This is a genomic window from Gillisia mitskevichiae (genome assembly GCF_003634585.1).
Taxonomy (GTDB): domain Bacteria; phylum Bacteroidota; class Bacteroidia; order Flavobacteriales; family Flavobacteriaceae; genus Gillisia; species Gillisia mitskevichiae.
The window spans coordinates 961,945-988,480 of the sequence record NZ_RBLG01000001.1; the positions used below are offsets into that span (position 1 = coordinate 961,945).

The window sequence follows — 26,536 nt, forward strand, 5'->3', positions numbered from 1 at the left end:
CCACATATTCTACGAAAAAGAATTAAAAAATCTTATTTCTGGATAATTGACCAAGGCATTTTTCGGGAAAAAACCCTCAGTGATGGTTTAAAAATTGTAAGAGCTGGGAATATTTTCATTTTTCCCATCTTGATACTTTACATAACTGAAGCCCTTTTGTATACAATGAGAGCCTATTTCTCCTTTCTTATTAACAGCGATAAATGCAGCTTGAAATTCCTTATAATTAGGATTAGCCTTAATGATTCTGTTTATGGCTTCTTCGCAAGCTTCTTGTGGAGATTTTCCTTGTCGCATTAATTCTACGATCAAGAAACTACCAACACTTTTCATAATCGCTTCTCCCATTCCGGTTGCTACTGCACCGCCAACTTCATTATCTAAAAATAATCCGGATCCAATAATTGGGGAATCTCCAACGCGACCATTAATCTTATAAGATAAACCCGAACTGGTACAAGCACCAGCAATATCTCCATTTTTATCTATGCACAACATCCCAATGGTATCATGATTTTCTATGTTGATGATTGGCTTGTATTCTTTTTTCTCAAGCCATTTTTTATAAGCTTCTTTCGAGCTTTCCGTAAAGAGCTCCTCCTTTTCAAATCCTTGCTGAAGTGCAAAAAGATCGGCACCTTCTCCGGCTAACATTACATGCGGAGTTTCTTCCATCACTTTTCTAGCCACAGATGCTGCTTTAGATGTATGTTTTAAATAGACCACTGCACCGGCATTCCCACTTGGGGACATAATGCAAGCATCCAAAGTTACATTTCCATCCCTGTCTGGTGCGCCGCCTTTTCCGACCGTAGTATTTCTAACATCTGCTTCTTCCACCATTACACCCTGTTCTACTGCATCTAGTGCATTGGCGCCATTAGCTAATAATTCCCCTGCTTTTTTACTGGCGTTTGGAAAATTCCAAGTAGCAATAGTGAGAGGAAACATATCTGATTTATGCTGTGTCATTTCTGAAAAATTTAAGGTGTTTATGGTAAATGCGGATAGCGGATTGGAAAGAAGACTTAAGCCAACATAGCTTAGGGTGGATTTGGTAATAAAATGTCGTCTTTTCAAATTGAATCTGAGTTAATCGTGGTATAAATTTAAAAATTAGTCTTAATTAAAAACAGTGATCTGCTAATTAGTTTATCTATATTTAAGTCCTAACTTAGTTACTCCCTAATATATTGTCAATTTGGTCTATATTTAACGAAAATGGACTTAAGTCGCACTTTAATTTAAATTAAAATGAGTTCTTCCTGCAAGTATAAATATTATTTTCACTTTTCATAATTCTCTATACCTCTATGTTTGCAAGTGAAACCTGGTCTTTATACGTAACTCTTCTCCTTATTGTTTATTCTTTGGTAATTATATTTTTTGTTGTTCGCGGAATGCGGAAAACAAAGGATATAGATGATTTTGCACTCGGTAGCAAAGGCTTCCCGGCTTGGGCAGTTGGCTTATCCCTTGCAGCTTCCATGACCAGTGCAGCTACTTTTATAATAAATCCCGGCTTTATTGCCTTATACGGATTTGCCGGCCTAATATCTTTTGGATTTGTAATGCCAATTGCCATTTTTGGCTCTCTTATATTTTTCACTAAAGCTTTTCAGAAATACGGTTCAACTGTAAAAGCCTTGACCATGGCGCAGTGGATAGGTAAAAGGTACGACAGCAAAGGCCTAACCATTTTCTTTGCTTTTTTATCATTGTTGCTCATCACTTTTATAGTTTTGATATGTGTTGGTCTCACGCAAATAATTTCCAAATCTTTAAATTTGGAACCTTTTTATGTCTTGTTAGCTTTAATAGTTTTTGTGTTTGGATATATGATGTTTGGAGGTGCAAATTCTATGGTTTACACCAATTCTATTCAAGCCATTATCATGTTTGTAGTAGCTATTATTTTGATACTTTCTGGAGCTGAATATTTTAATGGAGGGCTAGATGGATTCGCCACTATATTGGATAATATAGACCCAAATCTTACCCAAACCACCAATGAAAAGAGCTTTTTGTTTCGTGATTATTTCGAAATAATTTTCTGCCAAATTATTATAGGGATCGCAATTGTTTGCCAACCGCATATTATTACAAAATCATTGTTTTTAAGGGATGCTAAATCTGTGAATAAATATTTATTTATTGCTATTGGTTGTATGACGGTCTTCTTTTTAGTTGTTATGGTGGGCTTCTATGCAAGAATTACTTTTCCAGATCTTACTTTAGAAGGGGTTCCTCTTAAAATGGATGAATTGGTTTCTGCATACGTGGTCAAAACTTTTTCAGCCGGAGTTGGAGTTATAATAGTTGCCGGACTTATATCTGCAGGACTTTCTACCTTGGAAGGATTAATCCAGTCCCTTTCCACTACTATAAGCACCGATCTTATAACTCCTTTGTTTCCTTCAGTAAAAAAAATTAGCGGATTTGCATTGAATAAGATTGTGATTATAGCATTGGGAATAGTTAGCTTTTGGTTGAGTTATGATCAGATTTTAAACCCGGACATTAGTGTAGCGATCTTTGCTCAAAATGGAGTGTATGCATATTTTGCTGCTGCCTTTGTGCCGGTTTTGTTTGGGATCTACTTTAAAAAAGTGAGTAAAAATGCGGTGATCATTGCAAGTGTTTCTGCAGTTGTGCTACACTTCACGATTTATTACGGTCGGTTTACACCATATATGCAGGAGCCGGTTAATAATCCCGGAGTTTCAGCTGCGATAGCAATTGTAGCTTCTTTTATAATTGGTAATTCGATATATTTATTCAGTAAAAAACAAGTATGAATTATTTAGACTGGATCTCAAAATGGTCATCTTATAAACCAGATAAAAAGGCAGTAAAGTCTTTGGATACAGGTCTTAGTCTTACATACAAGCAATTAGACGATAAGTCTCGAAAAGTGGGTTCTTATCTTCTAAATCATTTTAGGCTTAAAAAAGGAGATCGAATCGCGGTTGTCGCGGCACATTCTCCTGAATATTTAATGCTATTTATTGCTGCTCAGCGATTAGGTTTGATACTGGTACCTTTAAATTTTCGAGCTACAGAATATGAGTTATTACATTATATAAAAGACGTAAATCCATCATTGATCCTGGCAGAGCTCAAGCAATTTAATGTGCTGAATTCAGTTTCTAAAACTAAAATCCCAACCACAATAGTAAAGTTTGATTCGTTTTTTATTCAAGCAGATAAGCAAGCTTTAGATCTGGAAAACAGTAATTTCACCATAGAAGTAGATCAACCAATATTCATTTTTTATACCTCAGGAACTACAGGCAAACCAAAAGGAGTGATATATACTAACCGGATGATGTTCTGGAATAGTCTTAACACCTCCATGCAACTGGAGTTAACTTCCTTAGATCGTACTTTAAATGTGTTGCCACCATTTCATACTTCGGGATGGAATGTTTTATTGCTGCCCATGTTACATCGCGGGGCGAGAGTAGATTTTCTAAAAAGATTCAAACCGAAAAAGGTATTAAATTATCTGGAAAGCGAACCTATTTCTTTGTTTTTGGCCGTTCCTACTATGCTTAGAATGATGGCTAAGAACAAGGCGTTTTTAGATTTCATTCCGAACAAATTGAAATATATGGTAGTAGGAGGGGAACCGCTTTCAATTCCACTTATCGAAGCTTGGGCAGAAAAAGGGATCTTGCTTAGCCAAGGTTATGGATTAACCGAAGCTGGCCCTTGTATTACTTCGCTTCATTACCATGATGCAATATGGAAAAAGGGTTCTATTGGAAAACCTAATTTCTATGTAGACATGAAAATAGTCAATTCAGAAAATCAAGAGGTGGGAATTCATGAAACAGGAGAGATATGTTTGAGAGGTAATATTGTAACTCCTGGGTATTGGAACAATTCCGGTTATTCGTTTAATAAAATAAGGGAGGAATGGTTATATACTGGAGATATGGCGAAATATGATGAGGATGGTTTTATGTATGTTCTAGGAAGAAAAAATCAACTTTATATTTCTGGAGGAGAGAATATTCATCCATCTGAGATCGAACATATTTTATATAAGTATGATCTGGTTCGGGAAGCAGCAGTTGTGGGAATTGAAAATGATAACTGGGGCGAGATGGGAGTGGCTTTTATTGTATTGAAAAATGACAATCTTGATGTTACAGATATTCTAAATCACTTAAAAAAATACCTCGCGCCTTATAAAGTTCCAAAAGATATTATTTGCCTTGATTCTTTACCCAAATCTGGCATAGGAAAGATAGATAGAGAAAAACTTAAAGCACTATATAAAATTCTAGATCATGATAAAAAAAATGTTGTTTAGTTTATTGTTCTTATTCAGCTTAAGCATCCCCGCCCAAACTACAATTAGTGAAACCCTAAATTACGATACTGCAGTGAAGAAGATCCAAATAAATTCAGAAGAGATAGCCTATAGGGAAGAAGGCTCTGGGGATAAGGTGTTGTTATTTATTCACGGACTTTCCAGCAATATGGAGGCATGGAGTAAAAACATAGCTAAACTTAAGGAGAATTATACAAGTATAGCAATAGATCTTCCGGGTTATGGAAAATCAAGTAAGAATTCCAATCATTATTCAATGGCAGATTATGCTTGTTTTATTAATGAATTCATTCAGCAAAAGGAACTTAAAAATGTCAGCTTAGTTGGTCATTCCATGGGAGGGCAGGTTTCGCTTCATACCGTTTTGAAGCATCCCGAGAATTTTGAAAAACTCATCCTAATTGCTCCTGCAGGTATTGAAATCTTTACTCCACAGGAGGCAGGCATTCTAAAATCTTCTTATACAGCAGAAATGGTTCAGAATGCTACTGAAGAGCAAATTAGGAATAATTTCAAAATGAATTTTTATGAATTTCCTGCCAATGCAGAGTTCATGGTTAGGGATAGGATCGCAATGAAAGATGCGAGTGATTTTAAAGAGCACTCTATAATTATTGTGAATAATATTGCAGCCATGTTGGACGAACCAGTACTGCAAGACCTAAATAAAATAAAAATGCCTGTTTTAATGATATTTGGAAATGAGGATGCTTTAATCCCGAATAGGTATTTTCATCCAACTCAGGATCTGCTTTTTTTGAGTAAAACCGCAAAAGAACAATTGCCACAATTGGAAGTAAAGATCATCGAAAAAGCAGGTCATTTTGTGAATTTTGAAAAAGCCGCTGAGGTAAATCGTGAAATTGAAGATTTTATGAAACAGGAATGAAATCTAAACTAAAAATTTTTAATGATTTTGCTGAAGGAATTCTTCCCCACGAGGCTTCCTTTCTCCTAAAAGAGAATAAAATAAGGGATGAGGAAAAGGAATCTATACTAAAAAAAGTATGTAAAAATGCTGTTAGAATAGAGACCCTTGAAAGCTTTGATGAAGACATCGATAAAAGGAAATATGCTTACATCAAAAAGTGGATTAACACCAAATTGGGAACTGTAGATGTAGATGCGCATTTAGAATATTTATCGTTTACAGAAAAGCAGATAATTACCGATACCATTACTCCAAAGGAAGAGCAAGAGCTCCTTAGTCATATTTCCACTTACAACAATACCTCTTTTTATTTTCAGAAATTTTACGAGCTGCTAAAAGAATTTCAAGATTATTTATTGATCCGGTTTAGATATCAGGATTGTAAGTTTACCGAGAGTTTTCTTGAAGAGAACAAAAAACACTATGAAGAATCTATAAAGGTAAAAGAACAGCTTTTTTACGCAACAAAAGATCTTACGCAGGAATACACGAGCGGTACTTTAAACACCATGCATTGGGAGCAACAATTGCTTTCTTATTTATATAGTGAAGAGCTGGATGGTAAAAATAAATACAATGCCTTTATAAGGCTGGTATTCCTCTATTTTAATTATAAAGAGTATCAAAAAGCGATGAAGGTATTCGATTATGTAGATGAATGTTTCAGCGATGGTAAGATGTATTCTAAAAGAGTGCTTTTTAACTATTATGCCAATAGGGTTATCCTGCACTCCAATTTAAATGATGCTGAAAAAGCAGAATATTACGCCCATCTTTCTGTAAAACAAGAAAACAGCGATAAGTTGTTCTATTTAAATAACCTCATCGCAATTCTATTGAAGCGGGATAAGAATAAACAAGCTTTAAACATTCTCACAGAGAATTACGCACTGTTTAAAAAGTCTAATAACAATCATCAAAAATTAGGTTTCGCCACGCACTACATTCGTACGCTCATTAGAAATAAGCGTTTAAAAATAGCTGAAACCTTTGCTGAAAACTTTCTCTTTAATAATAAGCAACATGTCTTTGAACACAGATGGAGACATTTCTTTTCTAATTACCTAATGCTTCTTACAATAATAGAAAAGCATGTGGAAGTGGTGAAAATGGTTAAAAAATATGATTTGCTAGAAAGAGAAGCAGAGGTAATGGCCAAAGAGGATTTTATACCTAAAATTCATTGGTATTATTTTCTTGCTATGTATATGAATGGGTCTATTTCCGAAGAAAAATTAATGGAAGATCTTTTAGATACAACTTCCAGTTTTAAGTTTACCAATAAAGGGAAAGGAGATCTTTTCGCATTTATAGATAAGTTGTCATTTACACTACCAGAAATATTTTCTCAGATTAAGTCGCACCTTAAAAATCAGCTTATAAGCTCCTAATTAATCTGGTTTATTGGAGTTTTTACTTATACTTTCTTCTTGGTCGCACTTATCTAAAACATTTTGAAAGATCCAAAAGCTGCTCTACTTGTTAATTTGGTCTTAAAATAATTAAACAATCAACTTATGAAGATTAAAATAATGATGCTTTTAAGCATATTTTTCAGCCTTGCTTCATTAGCCCAAACGGGTAGTATTAGTGGAACTGTGTTAGATGCAACTACTCAAGAACCTCTAGAGGGAGCAAGTGTTGTAATTAGGGGAACAAATACTGGGGTATCGGCTAATGAAAGCGGAAAATACAGTCTTAAAGATCTTAAACCAGAAAAATATATGATAGACGTATTTTTTATTGGTTATAAATCTATGTCTACAGAAGTTGTAGTAACCGATGGTGCTGCAATTACCCAAAATTTTATTTTAGAGATGTCTTCTTCGGTAATGGATGAGGTAGTGCTTTCTGCTAATAGAAGACCACAAAAAGTTACAAGAGCTCCGGCAACAATTGCCATTATTGGAGCAGAAGAAATTTCTAACTATGCAGGAAGCGTAGGGGAATTAGCTTCTAGACAAAAAGGGGTGGATTATGTAAGAAGTGGGGTACAGGGTACGGGAATTAATATTCGTGGATTTAACTCTGCCTTTAACTCAAAAAACCTACAAATAGAAGATGCTAGAATATCTTCTCTTGTGGCCACTGGCTTGCCTTTTGGATCTTTTACAACAATAACAAAGGATGATATAGAGAGAGTTGAGATCATTCTTGGTCCTAACGCAGCATTATATGGGCCAAATGCTCATAATGGCTTGGTTGCCACTTTAACAAAAGACCCTAGAACTTCTGAAGGAACAGATGTAGCTGTTTCCGCAGGAAATCAAAGTGTATTTAGTGCCAGATTAAGACATGCTATGAAGGTGAATGATAAGTTATCTTTTAAGGTTTGGGGAGAACATACACAAGGGGAAGAATTCGATTATGTAGATTCTGTTTATGTAGGTACAACGGCGTATCCAGAATTAGAATTGGATAAAGACTTTTCTACAACCAAATATGGAGGTGCTGTTTATTATGGACTTTCAGATAAAACAGATATTATTACTTCATATGGACACAGTAATAATAGCAATTTAGGAGTTACCAATGCAGGAAGGAATCAAATTAAAGACTGGTCCATAGATTATATTCAGGCAAAACTGGTATCACCTCATTTTTATGCCAACTTATACCATACTTGGAGCAAGACAGAAGAGACTTATGCTATAAACCAGAGAACTCAGAACTATGTGTCCTTTATAAACAATGGTTTTACTGAACAAGAAGCTTTACAACGTTCATTTACCGAGCAGTGGTTTCCAATAGAGGGAATACCTGATGGTGGAGTAAGTTTACCTAGAGGTAGTGTTTTTGAAGATGCATCGAGAAGGTTTAATGCAGAAGCTCAATACAACAATGACCTTGGTGCTTTTTCTTATGTGATTGGTGCGCAGTATCAACAAGATAGAGCCGATTCTAATAACACCTATTTATTAGATGCCGATGGGCCAATTGTGATAGATCAAACAGGAATATATGGGCAACTGGAATATTCTTTTGATGATGCAGGTGTAGATCTTTTATTTGTTGGAAGATATGATGATCATGAATTATATGGAGGGAATTTTATTCCGAAAGCTGCTATCGTTAAGAACTTTGATTTTGGAAGTTTTAGAGCAACTTATGGAAAAGGAATTGCAGCTCCTTCAATTCTTAACTTAAGCGGAAATCTTTTTGGAGGACTTGTTTTAGGTAATGGAGATGGATTTACCTTGGAAAATGGAACAGTAATAGCGCCATTAAAAGTAGAGACAATTAGTTCTTATGAAATTGGGTATAAAGGAAAGATCGCAGGAGACAAACTATTCTTAGATGTTAATGCTTATTATAATCAATCTGAAGATTTCTTAAGTCCGCTTATCAATATATCAGCCACTTCTCCTGTTGCTACAAGAGGAAGTACTCCAATAGGAGATGTAATATCGGGTTCTACTGGAGCTTTTGTGTTAACATATTTAAATTTTGGGTCTGTAGATACTTATGGAGCCGATCTTGGGTTGAACTATTATATCAACGATAATCATAGATTGTCATTCAATTATTCTTATTTCGATTTTAATTTAGATGAAGATGATCTTGCGAATGATGCTAATAAAGATGGCGTGGTTACCAAGACCGATCTACCAATAAATACACCTAAAAATAAAATGGGATTAGGATATTTCTATTCTTCAGATAAGTTTTATGGGTCTGTATATGGTAGATATGTAGAACAATATGACTTTTTCTCCGGAATTAATATCGCTGCAGAAACTCAAGATCTAAATGGAGATGGAACAAATGACATTTTAGAAAATGCGAGAAATGGAAGAACTTGGAATTACGGTCCATTAGGGGATTTCGTGAATGTAGATCTAAATGTAGGTTACCATATTACCGAAAATCTTGCCATAGGTGCAAGCATTACCAATCTATTTGGATCTGAAGTTAGAGAATTTGTGGCTTCCCCAACAATAGGAAGATTGTTCCAAGTAGAATTAAAATATCATTTACCAATCGAAGCTTTACGTAAGTAAGAATAAAGCGGTATAAATGATTAAGAAAGAAACTTTATCAAACGATATTAGTATAGAATATCTAGATCAAGGAGAAGGGGAAGTAATGCTTCTTCTCCATGGTTTGGGTTCTACTAAGGCAGATTGGGATTATCAAATAAAAGCTTTTTCAAAAGCATTTAGGGTGATTGCTCCCGATCTAAGAGGACATGGAAATTCTTCCAAACCAGATTTAAAAGAAGAATATGGGATTTCCCAATGTGCAGAAGACATGAAATTGCTTTTGCAAGCTCTAAATATAGAAAAATGCACGGTAGTTGGTTTTTCGATGGGAGGTGCAATCGCTTTTGATATGGCAATAAAATATCCATCATTATTTCATAAAATGGTGATAGTGAATGCGGCACCAGATTTTAATAATCTAGGTGAGTTTGGAGAACAAATGATTCAAGAAAGGACAAACCTGTTAAAATCTGAAGGAATGCAAGCCATGGCTAAGAAAGTTTCAGAAGGAATGTTTCCAGATCCAGATCAAAAAGGACTGCAACAGATTTTTTATAATAGGGCGAGTAAAAATGAATTGGAACCCTATTTTAATTCCTTTATAACTTTAATGGATTGGGGATTAGGAGATAAGATCGAAAAAATAACAATTCCGACTTTGGTGGTTGCATCAGAATACGATTATACTCCCATAGATTCAAAAGTGAAATATGTAGAAAAAATGAAGAATGCCAGGTTGGAGATCATTAAAAACTCCAGGCATGGAGTTACTATGGATCAACCTGTAGAATTTAATAAAGTAATATTAAACTTCATGAACTCATGAAAAAAACAGCGCTTATAACAGGAAGTACTAGTGGAATTGGACTTGCTATAGCTAAGGCTTTTGCAGGGGAAGGTTATAATATTATGTTTCATGGTTTAGAAGAAAACGGAGAAGAGATCTCCAGAAAGGTGGGTAAGGAAAACAATATAAAAACTGCTTTTTCCAATGCTAATTTATTGGATCCGGGAGCTATAGAGAATTTGGTGGAGACCGCTATTTCTAATTTTGGAAGTATCGAAGTGTTAATTAATAATGCAGGAATTCAATATGTATCTCCAGTAGCCGATTTTCCGCTGGAAAAATGGAATGCAATTATCGCAATTAATTTAAGTTCGGTATTCATTGCCTCTAAAGCTATTTGGAATTCTATGAAGGAAAATAAGTTTGGGAGGATCATTAACATCTCCTCTGTTCATGGGTTGCGAGCTTCAGAGTTTAAGGCGGCATATGTTGCTGCAAAACATGGCGTGATTGGTTTAACCAAGGTTTTGGCTTTGGAAGGTGCCGGAGATAATATTACCTGTAATGCCATTTGTCCTGGATATGTAAAAACACCTTTGGTAGAAGGGCAAATTAAAGATCAGGCGAAAGCACATCAACTAACTGAAGAGGAAGTTGTAAAAAATATCATGTTAAAAAAGCAAGCCGTAAAAGAATTTATTCCAGAAGATAAAATAGCAGAATTAGCCATTTTTCTAGCTATGGATAATGCATCATCTATAACCGGTTCAGCCTATACCTTAGATGGTGGGTGGACTGCACAGTGATGTTGAATATTTGTTTTAATTGGGTTTTAAAAGCAGGTTCCTTTAGAATCTGCTTTTTTTTTTGGAACAATATTGTAATTGATGGGAATACAATACCCTGTTCATGGCGTTAATAAATCTATAAAATCAAAACTTAAAATGGTGATTAAAAGTATCTTCGCCAAAAATATAATGCTCCATGCGTTGGTTCCTATTTATCTGTTTCTATATACTTGTTGATATTTACGCTTTTCAGGCTGTTAAAACCCTAACCAGACATAATTGGATTCATATCTCTTATGTGATTCTTTCTCTATTTGTTTTGGGAAATCTTATTTACCAGTTCTCACAACCAAATCCTAGCGGTGGCTTTGAAAGTGGGAGAGGTTATGCTATGGGAATAGTACTTGCTTTTGTGGTTAGCAAAATTCTTCTCACGTTGTTTATGTTTGGAGAAGATATAGTGCGTTTTGTAGTAGCTATCTACAGCAAATTGTTTTCTAACAGCGCTACTTTTGATATGCCTACTAGAAGAATTTTTATAAGTCAGATAGCCTTAGGGATCGCTGCAATTCCTTTTGCTTCTTTGCTCTACGGAATGTATAAAGGAAAGTATAACTATAAAGTGCTTAATTATACCTTATATTTTGAAGATCTCCCAGATTCATTTGATGGGTATAGAATAACCCAAATTAGTGATATCCATAGTGGTAGTTTCGATAATAAAGAAAAAATAGAATATGCGGTAGACCTTGTTAACGAACAAAAAGGGGATACCATTTTATTTACCGGGGACTTGGTGAATAATAAGGCAACAGAAATGGATCCTTGGATGGATACTTTTTCTAAACTAGAGGCAAAGGATGGAGTGTTCTCTGTACTTGGAAATCATGATTATGGGGATTATGTACAATGGGAGAGTGATCAGGCAAGATTGAATAATGTAGCAGAATTAAAAAATGTACATTCCAAAATGGGATGGGACCTTTTGCTGAACGAACATAGATTCTTGGAAAGAAATGGAGAGCGAATTGCCCTTGTTGGAGTAGAGAACTGGGGTGCCGGCGGATTCAAAAAAATGGGTGATCTAGATCTTGCAGGAAAAGGATTGTCTCCAAATGAGTTTAAAGTATTGATGAGTCATGATCCTTCATATTGGCAGGAGAAGATTAAAACCGATGGGAATAATTATCATTTAACCTTAAGCGGGCATACGCATGGGATGCAATTTGGGATTGAAATTCCGGGATGGTTCAAGTGGAGCCCTGTACAATATAGATATGAGAATTGGGCGGGGATCTATGAGGAGTTTGGACGTTATATCAATGTGAACCGTGGTTTTGGGTATTTAGCGTATCCTGGGCGAGTAGGAATATGGCCAGAAATTTCAGTTATAGAACTTCGAAAAGGCTCAAAACCCGCATAATTCAAAGAAATTACTATATTTGATCTTATTACTCAACAGGTATTATGATCTAATTTAAATTTAGCTTTTAATTTTATGTCAAAATTTGGTGAATTAATAGATTTAAACATTCCGGTTTTATTGGATTTTTATACCGAGTGGAATGAAGCTTCTACTGCCATGCACCCCGTACTTAGGGATGTAGCTGCAGCTTTGGGAGATAAAGCAAAGATCATTAAGATAGATGTAGATAAGAACCCTCAACTAGCCGAAGCGCTTAGAGTAAAAGGACTTCCTACTCTTATGATCTATAAAGGAGGAGAAATGAAATGGAGGCAAAATGGCGAACAGGATGCAAATACGCTTATTGGTCTTTTAAAAGAATACGTTTAAAGCCCTTTATAGCTGAAACCTTTTTTTGAATAATACTCCAAAACCCTTGGTAGTACAATTCTCAATTTTTCTGAAGCTTTAAGACTATCATGAAAAACTACAATACTGCCCTCTTTAGTATTTTCAATTACATTTTTATAGCATTGTTCTGCAGAAATAGTTGGATCGAAATCTGCACTTAGGGAATCCCACATTACAATTTTATAATTAAGCTGCTGCAATGCTTTTGCTTGCGAAGGTGTTATCTTTCCATAAGGAGGTCTAAAAAGCTTTTGACTACCGGTATTTCCTGAAAATTTTGAAATAATTTCCTCAGCTTCCCTTACATTTTCAAGATACTTAGTAGTAGATGTTTTCCAACCTTTCAAATGATTATAAGTATGATTTCCGAAGGAATGTCCTTCAGAAATTAGTTGTTGGAATACCTCCGGGAATTTATGGATATTCTCGCCAACGCAAAAGAATGTAGCTTTTGCTTGATGATCGTTTAGTAGATTCAGTAACCAAGGAGTGATTTCTGGGTGCGGTCCATCGTCAAAACTTAAGTAGATGGTTTTGGAGTCGCGTGGCATATTCCATAAAAGGGAGGGGTATAAAATCCTCCCTAATTTAGAAATGTTTTTAAAATATGCCATTGCTTTAATTGCAATTACTGGTTGCTGCTATCCAGATCTGGTAAACTTTGTTCTGTTTGGAACTCACTTTCTATAGCAGAATCTGTTGGCCTTGCACGCGCTTCGCTTTCTTCTTCACTTTCATCATAGAATCTCGGGAAAAGTTTCAGGTAATTATTAAATTCTTGAGCTTTCTCCCTAGCAAATTCCTGTTCACCATTTCTAAATAAAAGATCTATAAGAGCCCGGTACCTTTCCATATCGGTTATTATATCATCGGCAAGCGTATACTGCCGCTCTTCCTTCCATCCGCTATAATATTTTAGATTTTCTTGATACTTAGCTGCAACCTTCGTCCAAAGTTCTTTTGCCTTCTCAGGTTCGCCAACTTCAAAATAGCCAGTTATATAAGGTTCAAGAAGTGTGTAGTACCCATAATAATCTACAGGCATTTTCTCCATTGCAAGATCAATCATTTCTTTAGCCCTTGCAGTGTCATTTTCAATTAAAAGTTGCTCGATCAATCTTCCTAAATTACTTCTATACGTGATAGAGTTCTTTCTTGTTTCTGGATCGTGATAAATAGTAGTATCCTCCATATTTCCCCAATCCCAGTTCTTTGCGATCTGGTACATTTTTTCTGAATCTACGCGGCCCATTTCATATGGATTACGCGGACTTAATGGAGTTTGGATTGGAACTAATTTATAGGCTACTCCGTCTAACTGAAGATAATCTTTCATCCATAAATAATCATCGTCCCCGTAACTACCTCCAGTGAAGTAGATAGGGCGTTCCCAATTATTGTTTGCTATTATATCCAGCATTAGAAGCCTGTTCTTATAGATCACATTTCCATTTAGCTCTATAAAAATGTTATCTACAATAAGATCTGCATCTATTTGGGCGACAACGCCATTTTTAAGAACCACCTCTTTATTCACAGGAATTCTGATGTTTTTGGTAGGGAACGTATTTACTACTTGCCCACTTTGTAGCTGCCCTTGAGTTCCCGGATTATCACTTGCAATCCAGTTCATCCAATTTTGAATTGCCATAGTATCTTTAGTAACTTGCTGATACATGACGAATTCATTAGTTCCCGCTCGGTATTGTTTATATTCTAGCTGAGAGGGGATAGGATCGCTTTCCCAGGCCTTGCGCTTCATTTGAGAGATATACCAATCTGTAGCAAAAAGGCTGGTGTTAACTATACGTACGTCTTTCCGGTAGCCTTCAATTTGTTGGGCATACCATAGCGCAAAAGTGTCATTATCTCCAATAGTGAATAATATGGCATTTTCGTCTACGGAATCTAGATACATTTTGGCCATTGCTAGAGCAGAATACCTGTCGGATCTGTCGTGATCATCCCAGTTTTGAGAAGCTAAAACTGTTGGCACTGCTAAAAGGCAGGCTACAATTGCTACTGGTGCCGCAAGAGATGGTTTTAAATATTTTTTAATAGAATCAAAGATAGCGTATACCCCAAATCCTATCCAGATGGCAAACACATAAAAGGAGCCCACCAAAGCATAATCACGCTCTCTTGGTTCAAAAGGGCGTTCATTTAAATAGATCTTTAAGGCGATCCCTGTAAAAAGGAAAAACACCATTAATACCCAAAATCCTTTTTTATCTCTTTTGAAATGAAATAAAAGTCCGATAAGTCCCAATATGAAAGGCAGAAAGAAATACGTATTTCGAGCCTTGTTATTCTTCATATCTGATGGAAGATTGTCTTGAGAACCTAATCTCATCTCATCTATAAATTTAATTCCGCTTAACCAATTTCCATCAGTATCGGAATATTGACCTTGAACATCATTCTGTCTTCCAGTAAAATTCCACATAAAATAACGCCAGTACATATAACCGAACTGATATTCAAATAGGTAGCTAAGGTTAGATCCGAAAGATGGTTTTTCTATGATTAGATATTCACTAAACTGATTTAAGAAAGTATGATAACCTTCATTATCTACTCTTCCAAGAGCCACATTTTTTCTGAATTCAGCAATTGCAGTAAGCAGCTGTTCTTCACTCTGGTACTCTTGTTTAACAGTGAATTGTAAAGGCCCAGTAAATTGCATGTAATTAGCAGCATGCTGGGTGCTCCACATTCTAGGAAGAACGGTTTTATGACTGTCTTCCAAATTCTGACGAGCGTTTTTATAATCATTAACAATTACGTATTTCCCAAGTTCTTTATCTTTTTCATAATTAGGAGCATCGTCTAAATATGGGTTGTCTGGATCCAGGCCGCTATACATTTCAGTAAACTGTGGACCATAGAATAAATGAGTCTCTCCATATTGTTCTCTATTATAATAAGCCAATAATTCACGTGCATTATCTGGACTATTCTCGTTGATCACTGTATTTGCATTGGCACGAATCGGAAGCATTGTCCAACTAGAGAAACCAATTAGTATAAATAGAATAGAAAGGAGTAGTGTATTAAGCTGGAAATAATTTTTTCTCAGAGTATACTGTATTCCGAAGTAAAATGCAGCTATTATAACCAAAAGCGCTATAATGGTTCCCGAGTTAAAAGGAAGTCCAATAGAATTGGTAAAGAAAACTTCAGCAGTAGCAAAAAATGTAAGCGTATATGGTAAAAGCAATTTAAAGATGAACATCAGAACCGCCACTACTGCGATGTTGGCAATAATGAAATTTTTAATTGTTATTTTCTTATAATTTTTGAAGTAATATAAGAATCCGATAGCTGGGATGGTAAGAAGTCCCATAAAGTGAATTCCGAAGGAAAGACCTACAACAAAGGAGATCAAGATCACCCATCTGTTTCCACGAGGCGCGAACATATCTCTTTCCCACAATAAGCCAAGATAAAATAGAATAGACATCATACAGGCAGCCATGGCATATACTTCTGCTTCTACAGCATTAAACCAAAAGCTATCTGTGAAGGTGAAGGCTAACGAACCAACTAAGGCACTTCCTAGAATAGCGATCTTTTTGCTATCGCTTAAGCCTACTACTGGTCCAGTAACTTTTTGAAGTAAGAGTACGATAGACCAAAACATAAAGAGAATGGTGAAGGCACTAGCCAAACCAGACATCATATTAACTAAGAGTGCAATTTGTCCTGCTTCTGGTGCAAAAGTGGAGAAAAATGCGCCCATCATCTGATAAAGAGGTGCTCCTGGCGGGTGACCAACTTCTAAGTTTGCTGCCGTAGCTATGTATTCCCCGGCATCCCAAAAACTTGCCGTGGGTTCAACGGTTAACCAATACGTAGTAAGAGAGATTACAAATACCAGCCATCCTAGTATTTTGTTCCATTTACCAAAGTTAAAATCTGTCATATTATGCGCATATTGAGTATGATGAGGCGAATTTAAGAATAATTACAGGAATGTATTTATAACGGGGCTTAAAAGCGAATATTTTTTAATGAGCCTGAAAATCATAAAAACGAAAAAAAAATTATAAAAAAGTTGAAAAATGTTTGTGTAAAATAAAGTTTGTTTTAAATTTGCACCCGTATTGAAATACTGGCCTATGGTGTAACTGGCAACACGTCTGTTTTTGGTACAGAAGAGTCTAGGTTCGAGCCCTAGTAGGCCAACTTCAATAGAAAACCCGAATATTTATGTTCGGGTTTTTTTGTGTTTAATTTTGTTGGGCGAGATCCCCGTAGTTATGGGAGCTCTGAGCCCAATTTAGGAGCCTGTGCTTTGTCTGTCGAGGAAGCTCTAGTGGATCATTTTCAATAAAAAAACCCGAACATTTTGTTCGGGTTTTTTTGTGTGCTATTATCTAATTAAAGATATGATGTAATTATTTGTGGGCGCCTGAATAAGTAAGAAAAAATTTAATTTTCAAAAAGGTACTTCACTCTTCACTTTTGTCTCTTCACTCCTTATTTATGAATGTGACTCAATGATTCTCACGATCTCCTGTTTTGGGACAACTCCAGACTGTCGCCAAAGTTGTTTTCCGTCTTTAAAAAGTATTAATGTGGGCACGCCTCTTACCTGATATTGGGAAGATAGCTCTTGGTTTTTGTCAACATCTATTTTCACTATTTTCACTTTATCTCCAAGAGAAGACTTAGCTTCTTTTAAGATAGGAGCCAAAGTTTTGCATGGTCCGCACCAGTCGGCATAAAAATCTACTAATACAGGTGTGTCTCCTTTTATTATATCACTAAAATTGCTTTTCATAGGATTTGTTTTACTTGATTAAACTATCTTTCTCTAAAGTTAAAAATACAAAAAGCCCTTAACTTTAAAGTTAAGGGCTTTTTGTTATTTATGATTTCCTAAATCTTAAGCTGCGCTCACAATATTATAATGAGTAAGTAAATTCTGATAGAAATAAAGGCTATTTTCATCTGTTTTTATACAAGATTGAATAAAGCTTCCTAGATCTAAGCACTCAAAAGTGATAGGAGTGTACTTTGCTTTTGCTACAGGTAATTGAAGATCTACGGTCTGATCTGCATAATTGATTTTAACTTTCTTGGCGTCAAAATATCTTTTAATAATTGCTTTGTGTAAGCTTTCAAACTTAGAGTTATCTACGTCTTGATTGGTAATACTATAAGAGATCAAATTCTTAACATCTTCTAAGATTACGTCTAGGGTAAAATTTTGCATATTCAAGTTCATTACGGTTAATAAAAGCATTATTTGGAAAAGCAAAGCTACACATCATAATGTTAATAAAAACCTAACATTTAACTGATTAGCAATTAATTAACAAATCGAGCCTTTAAACAGGTATATAGGAAGCCTACCGATGAATAATTGAAATTGGGGTATTTATTATTCTATAAGATTGGTCTATGGAGGAGGAATTGATATACGTGATTCTCTCGGTTTTCACCTTTCCATAATCATTATGGACATGTCCAAATATGTGATGGGAGATCTTTAATTCCTTTAATCTCTCTGTTAGATTTTTACATCCAATCATCGTTTTGTTGTCTAGTTCATCTAGAATACCAAAAGGAGGAGTATGGGTGATCAAGACATTTGTATCCAGAGGTATTTTGTTCCAATGCTTAGAAATTGGTCTTCCCCGATCTTTAGTAAAAGCCCAGCTTTTATCCCCGGGTGTATATGGGGAGCCCCAGAAATTTACATCTTCAATTGTAACTCCACTGTCTTCCAAATAATGAATGTTATCTGGGATTATTTGATCTAGCTTATGATTCTTTTTCTGAAAATAGAAATCATGATTTCCTGCTATGAGAACCTTATGCTTATATGGGGTTGAAGAAAACCATTCTAAAAAGCTAATAGTTTCTCTTTTTGTGCCTGCTTCTGTAAAGTCCCCTGCATGAACTATACAATCTCCACTGGGAAGTATTAATTTCTCGTGTTTATTGTGTGTGTCAGAAATGCAAATGATCTTCATAAGTACTTGTAAAAAAAATCCGATGAAATTAATTTCATCGGATTTTCCAAATTATAGCCAATATCACTTTCAATCTTAACAACAACTTAGGCTATAATTTAATTTAATGCTGAATTTTCTTTTCAATATAGTTTTCAGATATAAGTTCGTCATTAGGAAAAGAATCTATATCTGAAGGTAAAATCTTATTTGTGAGTTTTGTAATAGCAAAAGCAATAATTACAGCAGTGAAAGCGAAAAATAAAAATTTCATTCCTAAACTATCTGTCATGACCAAACTGTAAAAGCCAAGGAATATTTCTATGGCTAAAAACACAATCTTTATTGCTAATTTAAATATCATTTTGGTGAAATAAGGGTTTTATACGTTCTTAAATTATTTTCTCAAATATAATACCTTCAGTCTTCATTTTATTAGAATAATTACAATTTGACTTAAATTTAACGTATGGGTTTTCAGTAGCTTAAAGGAAAATAAGTTAAATTATACATAACGCAATTCAAGAAAACTCCATGCCTTTGTAAATTGGCGTTATAACAACTTAGATAGTGGATAAAAAATACAAGATTTTACTTTATACTTTTATTGGATTATTTGTTCTGTTTGGTCTAGTGTTTTTTGCCAATAAAATAGTTAAACAAAAAATTAAGACAGGAATAGAGAAGGAGTTAACAAATTCTAATGTTGAATATAAGGATATAACAGTAGATATTCTTAAAGGTAGCTCAGTGGTTTCAAAGCCCAGCTTGAAGTTAGGAAGGGCAATCATTAGTTCTGAAGAGTTAAGGGTGATCGACTTAGATTACAAGGAGTATTTCTCCACCAAGAAAATTGTATTCGATAGAATTGTTTTTAATAAACCCGAAATTCTTATCACTCCATCTATAACTCCAAAAGCTAATAAGGATGAGACCTCAAAAAAGGATTTTAAAGAAGACATAAAGATCAAACATTTAGTAATTAAAGATGGCCAACTAAAGATTACTGGAAATGATACTTTAAAAGAAGGTTTATATGTTTCATTAAGAAATATGGATATTTACGATCTTCATATTACTAAGCAAAGCCTTAAAAACAAAATCCCATTTAATTTTCGAGAGGTTTCTCTAGACAGTGATTCCTTAATTTATTCTTTAGATGCTTATCACGACCTTCAAGTTGAAAAACTACAGCTAGATAAAGGCTTGTTGAATATTTCAAACTTAAAAGTGATCCCTAAGTATAGCAAAGTGGAATTTGATAAAAGGCAGAGAATTGAAAATGATAGATTCGAACTGGATATCCCCGTAATTAAGTTGAAAGATTTCACATGGGGCTTTAATGGAGATAAGTTACAATTAGAAAGTGCTGAAACTTCGGTAGAGAATGCTTCATTTAATATTTATAGGAATAAACTTTTACCAGACGATTTTTCAATAAAACCTTTATATAGTAAGAAATTAAGGGAACTTGAAACTAAATTGAAGTTTGATAAAATTCAAATTTCTAATTCAAATATTGTTTATGAGGAAAAATCTTTAGAAGGGAAGCCACCTGGGAAAGTGATGTTCTCTAAAATGGATGTGACTATCGCCAATATTTCAAATTTAAATATGGAGTCACAGGATTTTCCAAAATCTACCCTCACTGCGAAAGCAAAATTTATGGGTGAGTCTAATTTGAATTTTAATATGGAATTTAATGTTAAGGATCCTGAAGATAAATTCAATTTTTCTGGAAACTTGGCTGGCATATCTGCTGGAGCTATGAATTCGTTTTTAAAGCCAGCCTTAAATATAGAGGTGGAAGGAGAGATATCTTCTATGTTTTTTAATTTTTATGGAAATAATGATAACGCATTAGGAGATACTCGATTGCAATATCATGACTTTAAGGTGGAAATACTTAAAAAAGATGGTGTTCGTAAAAATAAGATCCTCTCTGGCTTAGCCAATTTAATTTTAAAGAACGATGTGTCTAATAAGAAAATGGATCAAAAGAATATAGAAGCTACTAGAGATAAAACTAAGTCTTTTTGGAATTTCTTATGGTTGTGCATTCGTAATGGAGCACTTAAAAGTTTTCTTTAGATCTTAAAAGTGATCACCGGTCTGTTTGCATGATTTACCAGATCTTCACTAATACTTCCGTTAAAGAAATGTGCTAATCCTTTTCTTCCATGAGTACTAATACCTATTAATCCAGCATCAATACTTTTCGCAAAATTAAGAATGCCTTTTTCTACGCTTACATCATTATAGACATTTAGGCTATGATTATCTATATTCTCTCCTTTCACGAAGTCTGTTAAACATTCTGTAGCCTCGAGAGAGGTTTTAAAATTGTTAGCTGTATTTATATAGACTAGATGTAAATGCGCATTTATCTTATTTGCAAATTGGATAGCTTTATTTAAGGTATGTTTATGTTCTAAATCGCAATCTGTCGCAAAAACGAAGTTATTAATGTTAAATTCTTCGTGTTCATTTTTAATTACTAGTACCGGAATGGTGGAATTTCGAACAACTTTTTCTGTATTCGAGCCAATAAAAACTTCTTTTATTCCGCTGGATCCATGAGAACCCATTACAATAAGATCGCAATTATGTTCTTTACTTACTTCCATAATCCCATCAAAAGCTTGATGGAATTCTACAATATCATGAACTTTTATTCCCTCTAAAAAAGGAGAGTCTATTAATTTTTTAAACTTGCTCTTTGCTAACTTCATGAAAAACAATGCTTCAGGTAAGTCTTGGGAGCTACTTCCGCTAACAGGATTTACAAGTTGAAGAGGCAATTCCAGCATATGTAAAAGAAAAATTTCTCCATTAAAACGATTCGCTAATTGGGTAGCAACTTTCAGTGCGATTTCAGATTGAGCTGAAAAGTCTGTTGGAACAAGGATTCTTTTCATGGTAAAGGTTTAAAAATGATTGTCTTATTAAAATTACGAATTAAATTTCATTTACAAAGCTGTTTCAATTCTTCAATAATTTTTATTATATTTGCAGCGTTGAAACGAAAATAAATACAGCGAGGGGACGAAAAGTCCCCTCTTTTTATAACCATTATGTTGCAGGAGAGAGTAGAAAATTTATTGGAAGAAGCCTTTCACGAAAATAATTCCTTATTTTTAATAGCCTTAAATATTTCTGATCAAAATCACATTAGTGTGATCATTGATGGGGATAATGGGGTAACAGTAAGTGATTGTGTGGCGGTAAGTAGGAAAGTTGAAGGTGAGCTAGATGAAGATGAAATAGAATTTTCATTGGAGGTTGCTTCAGCAGGTGCTACAGAACCTTTGAAATTCCCAAGGCAGTATAAAAAAAATATCGGAAGAACACTGGCTGTCCAAACAAATTCTAATAAATTTGAGGGAAAATTACAGCAAGTTTCAGAAGATGGAATTACCATAGAGTGGCAGGCAAGAGAGCCAAAGCCAGTTGGTAAAGGAAAAGTGACCGTAGATAAAGAAGCTACAATAGCATTTCAAGACATTTTGGAAGCTAAAGTTGTGATAACATTTTAATAATAATTTGATATGGAAAATATCGCTTTAATAGAGTCTTTTTCAGAATTTAAAGACGATAAGCTGATAGATCGAGTAACTTTAATGGCAATTTTGGAAGATGTTTTCAGAAGTGCTTTAAAGAAAAAATATGGTGAAGATGATAACTTTGACATCATTGTAAATCCTGATAAAGGGGATTTAGAGATTTGGAGAAACCGTATTGTAGTTGCAGATGGAGAAGTAGAAGACCCAAATCAAGAGATATCTTTAGCAGAAGCTCGAAGAATTGAGCCTGATTTTGAAGTTGGAGAAGATGTATCTGAAGAAGTGAAGTTGATGGATTTAGGAAGAAGGTCTATTTTGGCGTTACGTCAAAACCTTATTGCTAAGATTCATGAGCATGATAATACAAATATTTATAAGCAGTTTAAAGAGCTTGAAGGAGAAATTTATACTGCAGAAGTTCACCATATTCGTCATAGAGCAATAATATTGTTGGATGATGAAGGAAATGAGATCATACTTCCAAAAGACAGACAGATCCCTTCAGATTTTTTCAGAAAAGGAGAAAATGTTCGTGGAATTATAGAAAGCGTAGAATTAAAAGGAAGTAAGCCACAAATTATTATGTCGCGTACTGCTCCAGTTTTCCTAGAGAAATTATTCGAACAGGAGATTCCTGAAGTTTTTGATGGCTTGATCACAGTTAAAAAAGTGGTTCGTATTCCAGGAGAAAAAGCGAAAGTTGCTGTAGATTCTTACGATGATAGAATAGATCCTGTTGGAGCATGTGTGGGGATGAAAGGTTCAAGAATCCACAGTATTGTGCGTGAATTGGGCAATGAGAATATAGATGTTATTAATTATACTAGTAACGATCAATTATTTATAACAAGGGCTTTAAGTCCTGCAAAAATTGTTTCTATCAAATTAAATGAAGAAACAAAACATGCAGAAGTGATACTTAAACCAGAAGAAGTTTCTAAAGCGATTGGTCGTGGAGGTCACAATATAAGGCTTGCGGGTCAACTTACTGGGTACGAGATCGACGTGTTTAGAGATGGTGGAGAAGAAGATGTAGAGCTTACAGAATTTTCTGATGAGATCGAAGATTGGGTGATCGCGGAATTTGCGAAAATCGGTTTAGATACTGCGAAGAGTATTTTGGAACAAGATGTGAATGATCTTGTTAGAAGAACAGATCTTGAAGAAGAGACTGTACTTCAAGTGATTCAAGTGTTAAGAAATGAATTTGAATAAATATCAATTTTTTTTGATTGATAATAATAAAATAAGAGGTTAAATTAGAGGCAATTTATGGCTGAAGCAAAAACAATGCGATTAAACAAGGTACTACGTGAATTCAATATTTCGCTAGATCGTGCTGTGGAATTTTTAAATTCCAAAGGACACGAAATAGAGGCACGTCCTACCACCAAAATTTCGGAGGGTATTTACCAAGTCTTAGCTGATCAATTTCAGACAGATAAGAGCAAAAAGGTGCAGTCCAAAGAAGTTGGGGAAGAGAAGCGCAAGGAGAAGGAGGAATTGCGTCTAGCTCGTGAAAAAGAGCTTGACGACAAACGGAAGGATGAAGTTAAGAAGCAAGAAGTTGTAAGTGCTAGAGCTAAATTAGAAGGACCTAAGCAAGTTGGTAAGATCGACTTGGATAAAAAACCTGGTACAGATAAGAAAGCTGAAGAGAAAAAGCCAGAAGTTGAAAAACCTGTGGTTGAAACTCCAAAAGTGGAAACTCCTAAGCCTGAAAAAGCTGAAGAAGCTCCTGCTAAAGTGGAAGCTGAAAAGCCTAAAGTTGTTGAAGCTGAGAAACCTGCTGTGGAAACACCTAAGGAGGAAGCTAAAACTTCAGAGAAAGCAGAGGTTAAAGAGGTAGTGGAAGCTCCAAAAGCGGAAACTAAAAAAGAGGAAGCTCCAAAAGTTGAAGAGGAAAAGACCGAAGAAAAGGTTGCTTCTGGTAAAATTGGTAGTGAAACTGCTCCTAAAGCAGAAGGTGAAGAAGGAGCTGAAAAAGATCCTGAATCTGCCACTCTTAAAACAAATTACGCAAAATTAAGTGGTCCAAATTTTACTGGTGAAAAGATAGATCTTTCTAAGTTCAAGAAACCGGTTAAAAAGAAGGACGATAAAAAAGCGGCTGCAGACGACAAGAATAAAAAACGTCGTCGTAGAATTAGCAAAGATGTGAAGCCTGGAACGGCGGCACCTGCTGGTACATTCAGCAAATCTCGTGCTGGTGGAGGACCTGGAGGTAAAAGACCAGCAAGACCTGCTATTGTTAAAGAAGAACCTAGTGAAGAAGAAGTACAAAAACAAGTAAGGGAAACCTTAGAAAAACTTCAAGGGAAATCTAGCAAAGGTAAGGGAGCTAAATATAGAAGAGGAAAACGTGATCAACACCGTCAACGTACAGAAGATGATGCTGCACAGCAAGAAATAGATAGCAAGATCCTAAAAGTAACAGAGTTTGTTACTGTAAGTGAAGTTGCAACTATGATGGATGTGCCGGTAACTAAAATTATCTCTGCATGTATGTCTCTTGGGATGATGGTAACGATGAATCAGCGTTTAGATGCTGAGACCTTATCTATTGTTGCTAGTGAATTTGATTATGAAGTTGAGTTTGTTTCCGCAGATATTGAAGAAGCAGCAGAAGAAGAAAAAGATAATCCGGAAGATCTTAAACCTAGAGCTCCAATCGTTACGGTGATGGGACACGTAGATCACGGTAAAACATCTTTATTAGATTATATACGTAAAGAAAATGTAATTGCAGGTGAAAGCGGTGGAATTACACAACATATTGGTGCATACGGAGTAGAATTAAGTGGCGGTCAAAAAATGGCATTTCTGGATACTCCAGGTCACGAAGCCTTTACCGCGATGCGTGCTAGGGGTGCACAGGTTACAGATATTGCAATTATTGTAATTGCAGCAGATGATGATGTGATGCCTCAAACAAAAGAAGCGATCTCTCACGCTCAGGCAGCAGGAGTTCCAATTATTTTTGCAATAAATAAATCTGATTTGCCAGCGGCGAATCCAGAAAAAATAAAAGAGCAATTAGCTCAAATGAATCTTCTTGTAGAAGACTGGGGAGGGAAAATCCAATCTCACGATATTTCTGCTAAAACAGGAGATGGTGTTAAGGAATTACTTGAAAAGGTATTGTTGGAAGCAGAGATCTTAGAATTAACTGCTAATCCAGATAAACCAGCTAGAGGTACAGTTGTTGAAGCTTTCTTGGATAAAGGAAGAGGATATGTTTCTACTATTCTAGTGCAAGATGGTTCTTTAAAATTAGGTGATTATGTATTGGCTGGTCGCCATAGTGGTAAGATCAAAGCAATGCAAGATGAGCGAGGGAAAGATGTTGAAGTTGCAACACCTTCTACTCCAGTTTCAATCTTAGGATTAGATGGAGCGCCACAAGCTGGTGATAAATTTAGAGTAATGCTCGATGAGCGTGAAGCTAAAGATATCGCAGCAAAACGTACTCAGTTACAAAGAGAGCAGTCTGTTAGAACTCAACGTCATATTACTTTAGATGAAATTGGAAGACGTATTGCTTTGGGTGAATTTAAAGAGATCAATATTATCTTGAAAGGTGATGTGGATGGTTCAGTAGAAGCATTAACAGATAGTTTCCAGAAATTATCTACTGAAGAGATTCAGGTTAATATTATACATAAAGGAGTTGGTCCAATTACAGAGAGTGATGTGTTATTAGCTTCGGCTTCAGATGCGGTTATCATCGGATTTAATGTTCGTCCTGCAGGAAATGCAAGACAAATAGCAGATAAGGAAGAAATCGATATCAGAACATATTCAATCATCTACGATGCGATCAATGATCTTCGAGATGCAATGGAGGGAATGTTATCTCCAGAGATGAAAGAAGAGATCACAGGTACTGCAGAGATCAGAGAATTATTCAAAATATCTAAAATTGGAACGATCGCAGGTTGTATGGTTACAGCTGGTAAGATCTACAGAAATGAAGGTATTAGATTGATTCGTGATGGAGTAGTAGTTCACACAGGTGACCTTATTGCACTTAGAAGATTTAAAGATGATGTGAAGGAAGTTGCTAAAGGATATGATTGTGGTATGCAAATTAAGAACTACAATGATATTAAAGAAGGTGATATAATTGAAGGATATAGAGAGATTGCTGTGAAGAAGAAAATGAAGAAGTAAAAGTAATTTCTTATTAATATAGAAAAGGCTGTTTGGATTTTATCTGAACAGCCTTTTTCGATTTCTGAAATTTTGTTTTATTTTAATCCACGTTATCCTGAATTCATTTCAGGATCCTAGAATCTGGCTTTGGTAATCGCTTTATTGCTAAATGAGCGTATAATTGTATAATAGGCTTCGACAGGCTCAG

21 protein-coding genes and 1 tRNA gene are annotated in these 26,536 nt (G+C 35.2%); 14 read left to right on the top strand and 8 right to left on the bottom strand.

The window, feature by feature from the left end; all coding sequences use genetic code 11:
• Positions 1–87: 87 nt before the first annotated feature.
• The gene (locus BC962_RS04345; RefSeq protein WP_121344656.1) at positions 88–1,080 is read right to left on the bottom strand and encodes a N(4)-(beta-N-acetylglucosaminyl)-L-asparaginase; all 993 of its coding nucleotides are present in this window, start codon (positions 1,078–1,080) and stop codon (positions 88–90) included.
• A gap of 233 nt (positions 1,081–1,313) precedes the next feature.
• On the opposite strand from BC962_RS04345, the gene BC962_RS04350 reads away from it, so the two are divergent.
• The 9 genes from BC962_RS04350 to BC962_RS04390 all read left to right on the top strand — a co-directional run bounded on the left by BC962_RS04350 (position 1,314) and on the right by BC962_RS04390 (position 12,626).
• Positions 1,314–2,798, top strand: a complete 1,485-nt coding sequence (locus BC962_RS04350; protein ID WP_121344657.1) for a sodium/pantothenate symporter — start codon at positions 1,314–1,316, stop codon at positions 2,796–2,798.
• On the top strand, positions 2,795–4,321 hold the full coding sequence (locus BC962_RS04355; protein WP_121344658.1) for a class I adenylate-forming enzyme family protein: 1,527 nt from the start codon (positions 2,795–2,797) through the stop codon (positions 4,319–4,321). Before BC962_RS04350 ends, BC962_RS04355 begins: the two co-directional genes overlap by 4 nt.
• Positions 4,299–5,231, top strand: coding sequence for an alpha/beta fold hydrolase (locus BC962_RS04360; protein WP_121344659.1), 933 nt, complete (start codon positions 4,299–4,301; stop codon positions 5,229–5,231). Before BC962_RS04355 ends, BC962_RS04360 begins: the two co-directional genes overlap by 23 nt.
• A complete protein-coding gene (locus BC962_RS04365; protein ID WP_121344660.1) occupies positions 5,228–6,664 on the top strand; it encodes a hypothetical protein in 1,437 nt (478 codons plus the stop codon). The genes BC962_RS04360 and BC962_RS04365 overlap by 4 nt, the downstream gene beginning before the upstream one ends.
• 126 nt (positions 6,665–6,790) lie before the next feature.
• Positions 6,791–9,274, top strand: a complete 2,484-nt coding sequence (locus BC962_RS04370; RefSeq protein ID WP_121344661.1) for a TonB-dependent receptor — start codon at positions 6,791–6,793, stop codon at positions 9,272–9,274.
• 16 nt (positions 9,275–9,290) lie between these two features.
• The gene (locus BC962_RS04375) at positions 9,291–10,082 is read left to right on the top strand and encodes an alpha/beta fold hydrolase (RefSeq protein ID WP_121344662.1); all 792 of its coding nucleotides are present in this window, start codon (positions 9,291–9,293) and stop codon (positions 10,080–10,082) included.
• Entirely contained in the window at positions 10,079–10,849 is a 771-nt protein-coding gene (locus tag BC962_RS04380) for a 3-hydroxybutyrate dehydrogenase (RefSeq protein ID WP_121344663.1), read from the top strand. Before BC962_RS04375 ends, BC962_RS04380 begins: the two co-directional genes overlap by 4 nt.
• A 178-nt stretch (positions 10,850–11,027) precedes the next feature.
• Entirely contained in the window at positions 11,028–12,254 is a 1,227-nt protein-coding gene (locus tag BC962_RS04385) for a metallophosphoesterase (protein ID WP_121344664.1), read from the top strand.
• A 75-nt stretch (positions 12,255–12,329) separates the two neighbouring features.
• Complete coding sequence (locus BC962_RS04390; RefSeq protein WP_010231642.1) at positions 12,330–12,626, top strand: thioredoxin family protein; 297 nt, start codon at positions 12,330–12,332, stop codon at positions 12,624–12,626.
• Here BC962_RS04390 and BC962_RS04395 read toward each other — a convergent pair.
• A complete protein-coding gene (locus BC962_RS04395; RefSeq protein WP_317127949.1) occupies positions 12,623–13,198 on the bottom strand; it encodes a polysaccharide deacetylase family protein in 576 nt (191 codons plus the stop codon). The genes BC962_RS04390 and BC962_RS04395 overlap by 4 nt on opposite strands.
• Before the next feature lie 77 nt (positions 13,199–13,275).
• Positions 13,276–16,572: a glycosyltransferase family 117 protein gene (locus BC962_RS04400; protein ID WP_121344666.1), complete on the bottom strand. Its 3,297-nt coding sequence runs from the start codon at positions 16,570–16,572 to the stop codon at positions 13,276–13,278.
• A 190-nt stretch (positions 16,573–16,762) separates the two neighbouring features.
• Between BC962_RS04400 and BC962_RS04405 the strand changes: the two genes are divergently transcribed.
• Positions 16,763–16,835, top strand: a tRNA-Gln gene (locus tag BC962_RS04405).
• A 298-nt stretch (positions 16,836–17,133) separates the two neighbouring features.
• Here the strand turns inward: BC962_RS04405 and trxA are convergent.
• The 4 genes from trxA to BC962_RS04425 all read right to left on the bottom strand — a co-directional run bounded on the left by trxA (position 17,134) and on the right by BC962_RS04425 (position 18,974).
• On the bottom strand, positions 17,134–17,433 hold the full coding sequence (gene trxA, locus BC962_RS04410; RefSeq protein ID WP_121344667.1) for a thioredoxin: 300 nt from the start codon (positions 17,431–17,433) through the stop codon (positions 17,134–17,136).
• 105 nt (positions 17,434–17,538) lie between these two features.
• The gene (locus BC962_RS04415) at positions 17,539–17,868 is read right to left on the bottom strand and encodes a hypothetical protein (protein ID WP_121344948.1); all 330 of its coding nucleotides are present in this window, start codon (positions 17,866–17,868) and stop codon (positions 17,539–17,541) included.
• Between the two features lie 136 nt (positions 17,869–18,004).
• Positions 18,005–18,631 carry a metallophosphoesterase family protein gene (locus BC962_RS04420; RefSeq protein ID WP_121344668.1) on the bottom strand — a complete coding sequence of 209 codons (627 nt, stop codon included), beginning with the start codon at positions 18,629–18,631 and terminating at the stop codon, positions 18,005–18,007.
• Between the two features lie 103 nt (positions 18,632–18,734).
• Positions 18,735–18,974: a hypothetical protein gene (locus BC962_RS04425; protein WP_121344669.1), complete on the bottom strand. Its 240-nt coding sequence runs from the start codon at positions 18,972–18,974 to the stop codon at positions 18,735–18,737.
• Positions 18,975–19,180: 206 nt separating this feature from the next.
• Here BC962_RS04425 and BC962_RS04430 point away from each other — a divergent pair, with 206 nt between their 5' ends.
• Complete coding sequence (locus tag BC962_RS04430; protein WP_121344670.1) at positions 19,181–20,701, top strand: AsmA family protein; 1,521 nt, start codon at positions 19,181–19,183, stop codon at positions 20,699–20,701.
• Here BC962_RS04430 and BC962_RS04435 read toward each other — a convergent pair.
• On the bottom strand, positions 20,698–21,528 hold the full coding sequence (locus BC962_RS04435) for a universal stress protein (RefSeq protein WP_121344671.1): 831 nt from the start codon (positions 21,526–21,528) through the stop codon (positions 20,698–20,700). The genes BC962_RS04430 and BC962_RS04435 overlap by 4 nt on opposite strands.
• A gap of 156 nt (positions 21,529–21,684) precedes the next feature.
• Here BC962_RS04435 and rimP point away from each other — a divergent pair, with 156 nt between their 5' ends.
• From rimP to infB, 3 genes are read left to right on the top strand one after another with little or no spacing between them, the layout of a single operon-like run.
• Positions 21,685–22,146, top strand: a complete 462-nt coding sequence (gene rimP, locus BC962_RS04440) for a ribosome assembly cofactor RimP (RefSeq protein WP_121344672.1) — start codon at positions 21,685–21,687, stop codon at positions 22,144–22,146.
• A 12-nt stretch (positions 22,147–22,158) separates the two neighbouring features.
• Complete coding sequence (gene nusA, locus BC962_RS04445; protein WP_121344673.1) at positions 22,159–23,388, top strand: transcription termination factor NusA; 1,230 nt, start codon at positions 22,159–22,161, stop codon at positions 23,386–23,388.
• A gap of 57 nt (positions 23,389–23,445) precedes the next feature.
• Complete coding sequence (gene infB / locus BC962_RS04450; protein ID WP_121344674.1) at positions 23,446–26,346, top strand: translation initiation factor IF-2; 2,901 nt, start codon at positions 23,446–23,448, stop codon at positions 26,344–26,346.
• Positions 26,347–26,536: the final 190 nt, after the last annotated feature.

Coding starts and splice junctions, on each gene's coding strand:
- BC962_RS04350 (WP_121344657.1), top strand. CDS start 1,314: ATGTTTGCAAGTGAAACCTGGTCTTTATACGTAACTCTTCTCCTTATT.
- BC962_RS04435 (WP_121344671.1), bottom strand. CDS start 21,528: ATGAAAAGAATCCTTGTTCCAACAGACTTTTCAGCTCAATCTGAAATC.
- trxA (WP_121344667.1), bottom strand. CDS start 17,433: ATGAAAAGCAATTTTAGTGATATAATAAAAGGAGACACACCTGTATTA.
- BC962_RS04360 (WP_121344659.1), top strand. CDS start 4,299: ATGATAAAAAAAATGTTGTTTAGTTTATTGTTCTTATTCAGCTTAAGC.
- BC962_RS04395 (WP_317127949.1), bottom strand. CDS start 13,198: ATGCCACGCGACTCCAAAACCATCTACTTAAGTTTTGACGATGGACCG.
- BC962_RS04375 (WP_121344662.1), top strand. CDS start 9,291: ATGATTAAGAAAGAAACTTTATCAAACGATATTAGTATAGAATATCTA.
- BC962_RS04420 (WP_121344668.1), bottom strand. CDS start 18,631: ATGAAGATCATTTGCATTTCTGACACACACAATAAACACGAGAAATTA.
- nusA (WP_121344673.1), top strand. CDS start 22,159: ATGGAAAATATCGCTTTAATAGAGTCTTTTTCAGAATTTAAAGACGAT.
- rimP (WP_121344672.1), top strand. CDS start 21,685: ATGTTGCAGGAGAGAGTAGAAAATTTATTGGAAGAAGCCTTTCACGAA.
- BC962_RS04370 (WP_121344661.1), top strand. CDS start 6,791: ATGAAGATTAAAATAATGATGCTTTTAAGCATATTTTTCAGCCTTGCT.
- BC962_RS04415 (WP_121344948.1), bottom strand. CDS start 17,868: ATGCAAAATTTTACCCTAGACGTAATCTTAGAAGATGTTAAGAATTTG.
- BC962_RS04365 (WP_121344660.1), top strand. CDS start 5,228: ATGAAATCTAAACTAAAAATTTTTAATGATTTTGCTGAAGGAATTCTT.
- BC962_RS04390 (WP_010231642.1), top strand. CDS start 12,330: ATGTCAAAATTTGGTGAATTAATAGATTTAAACATTCCGGTTTTATTG.
- infB (WP_121344674.1), top strand. CDS start 23,446: ATGGCTGAAGCAAAAACAATGCGATTAAACAAGGTACTACGTGAATTC.
- BC962_RS04400 (WP_121344666.1), bottom strand. CDS start 16,572: ATGACAGATTTTAACTTTGGTAAATGGAACAAAATACTAGGATGGCTG.
- BC962_RS04355 (WP_121344658.1), top strand. CDS start 2,795: ATGAATTATTTAGACTGGATCTCAAAATGGTCATCTTATAAACCAGAT.
- BC962_RS04380 (WP_121344663.1), top strand. CDS start 10,079: ATGAAAAAAACAGCGCTTATAACAGGAAGTACTAGTGGAATTGGACTT.
- BC962_RS04385 (WP_121344664.1), top strand. CDS start 11,028: ATGCGTTGGTTCCTATTTATCTGTTTCTATATACTTGTTGATATTTAC.
- BC962_RS04425 (WP_121344669.1), bottom strand. CDS start 18,974: ATGATATTTAAATTAGCAATAAAGATTGTGTTTTTAGCCATAGAAATA.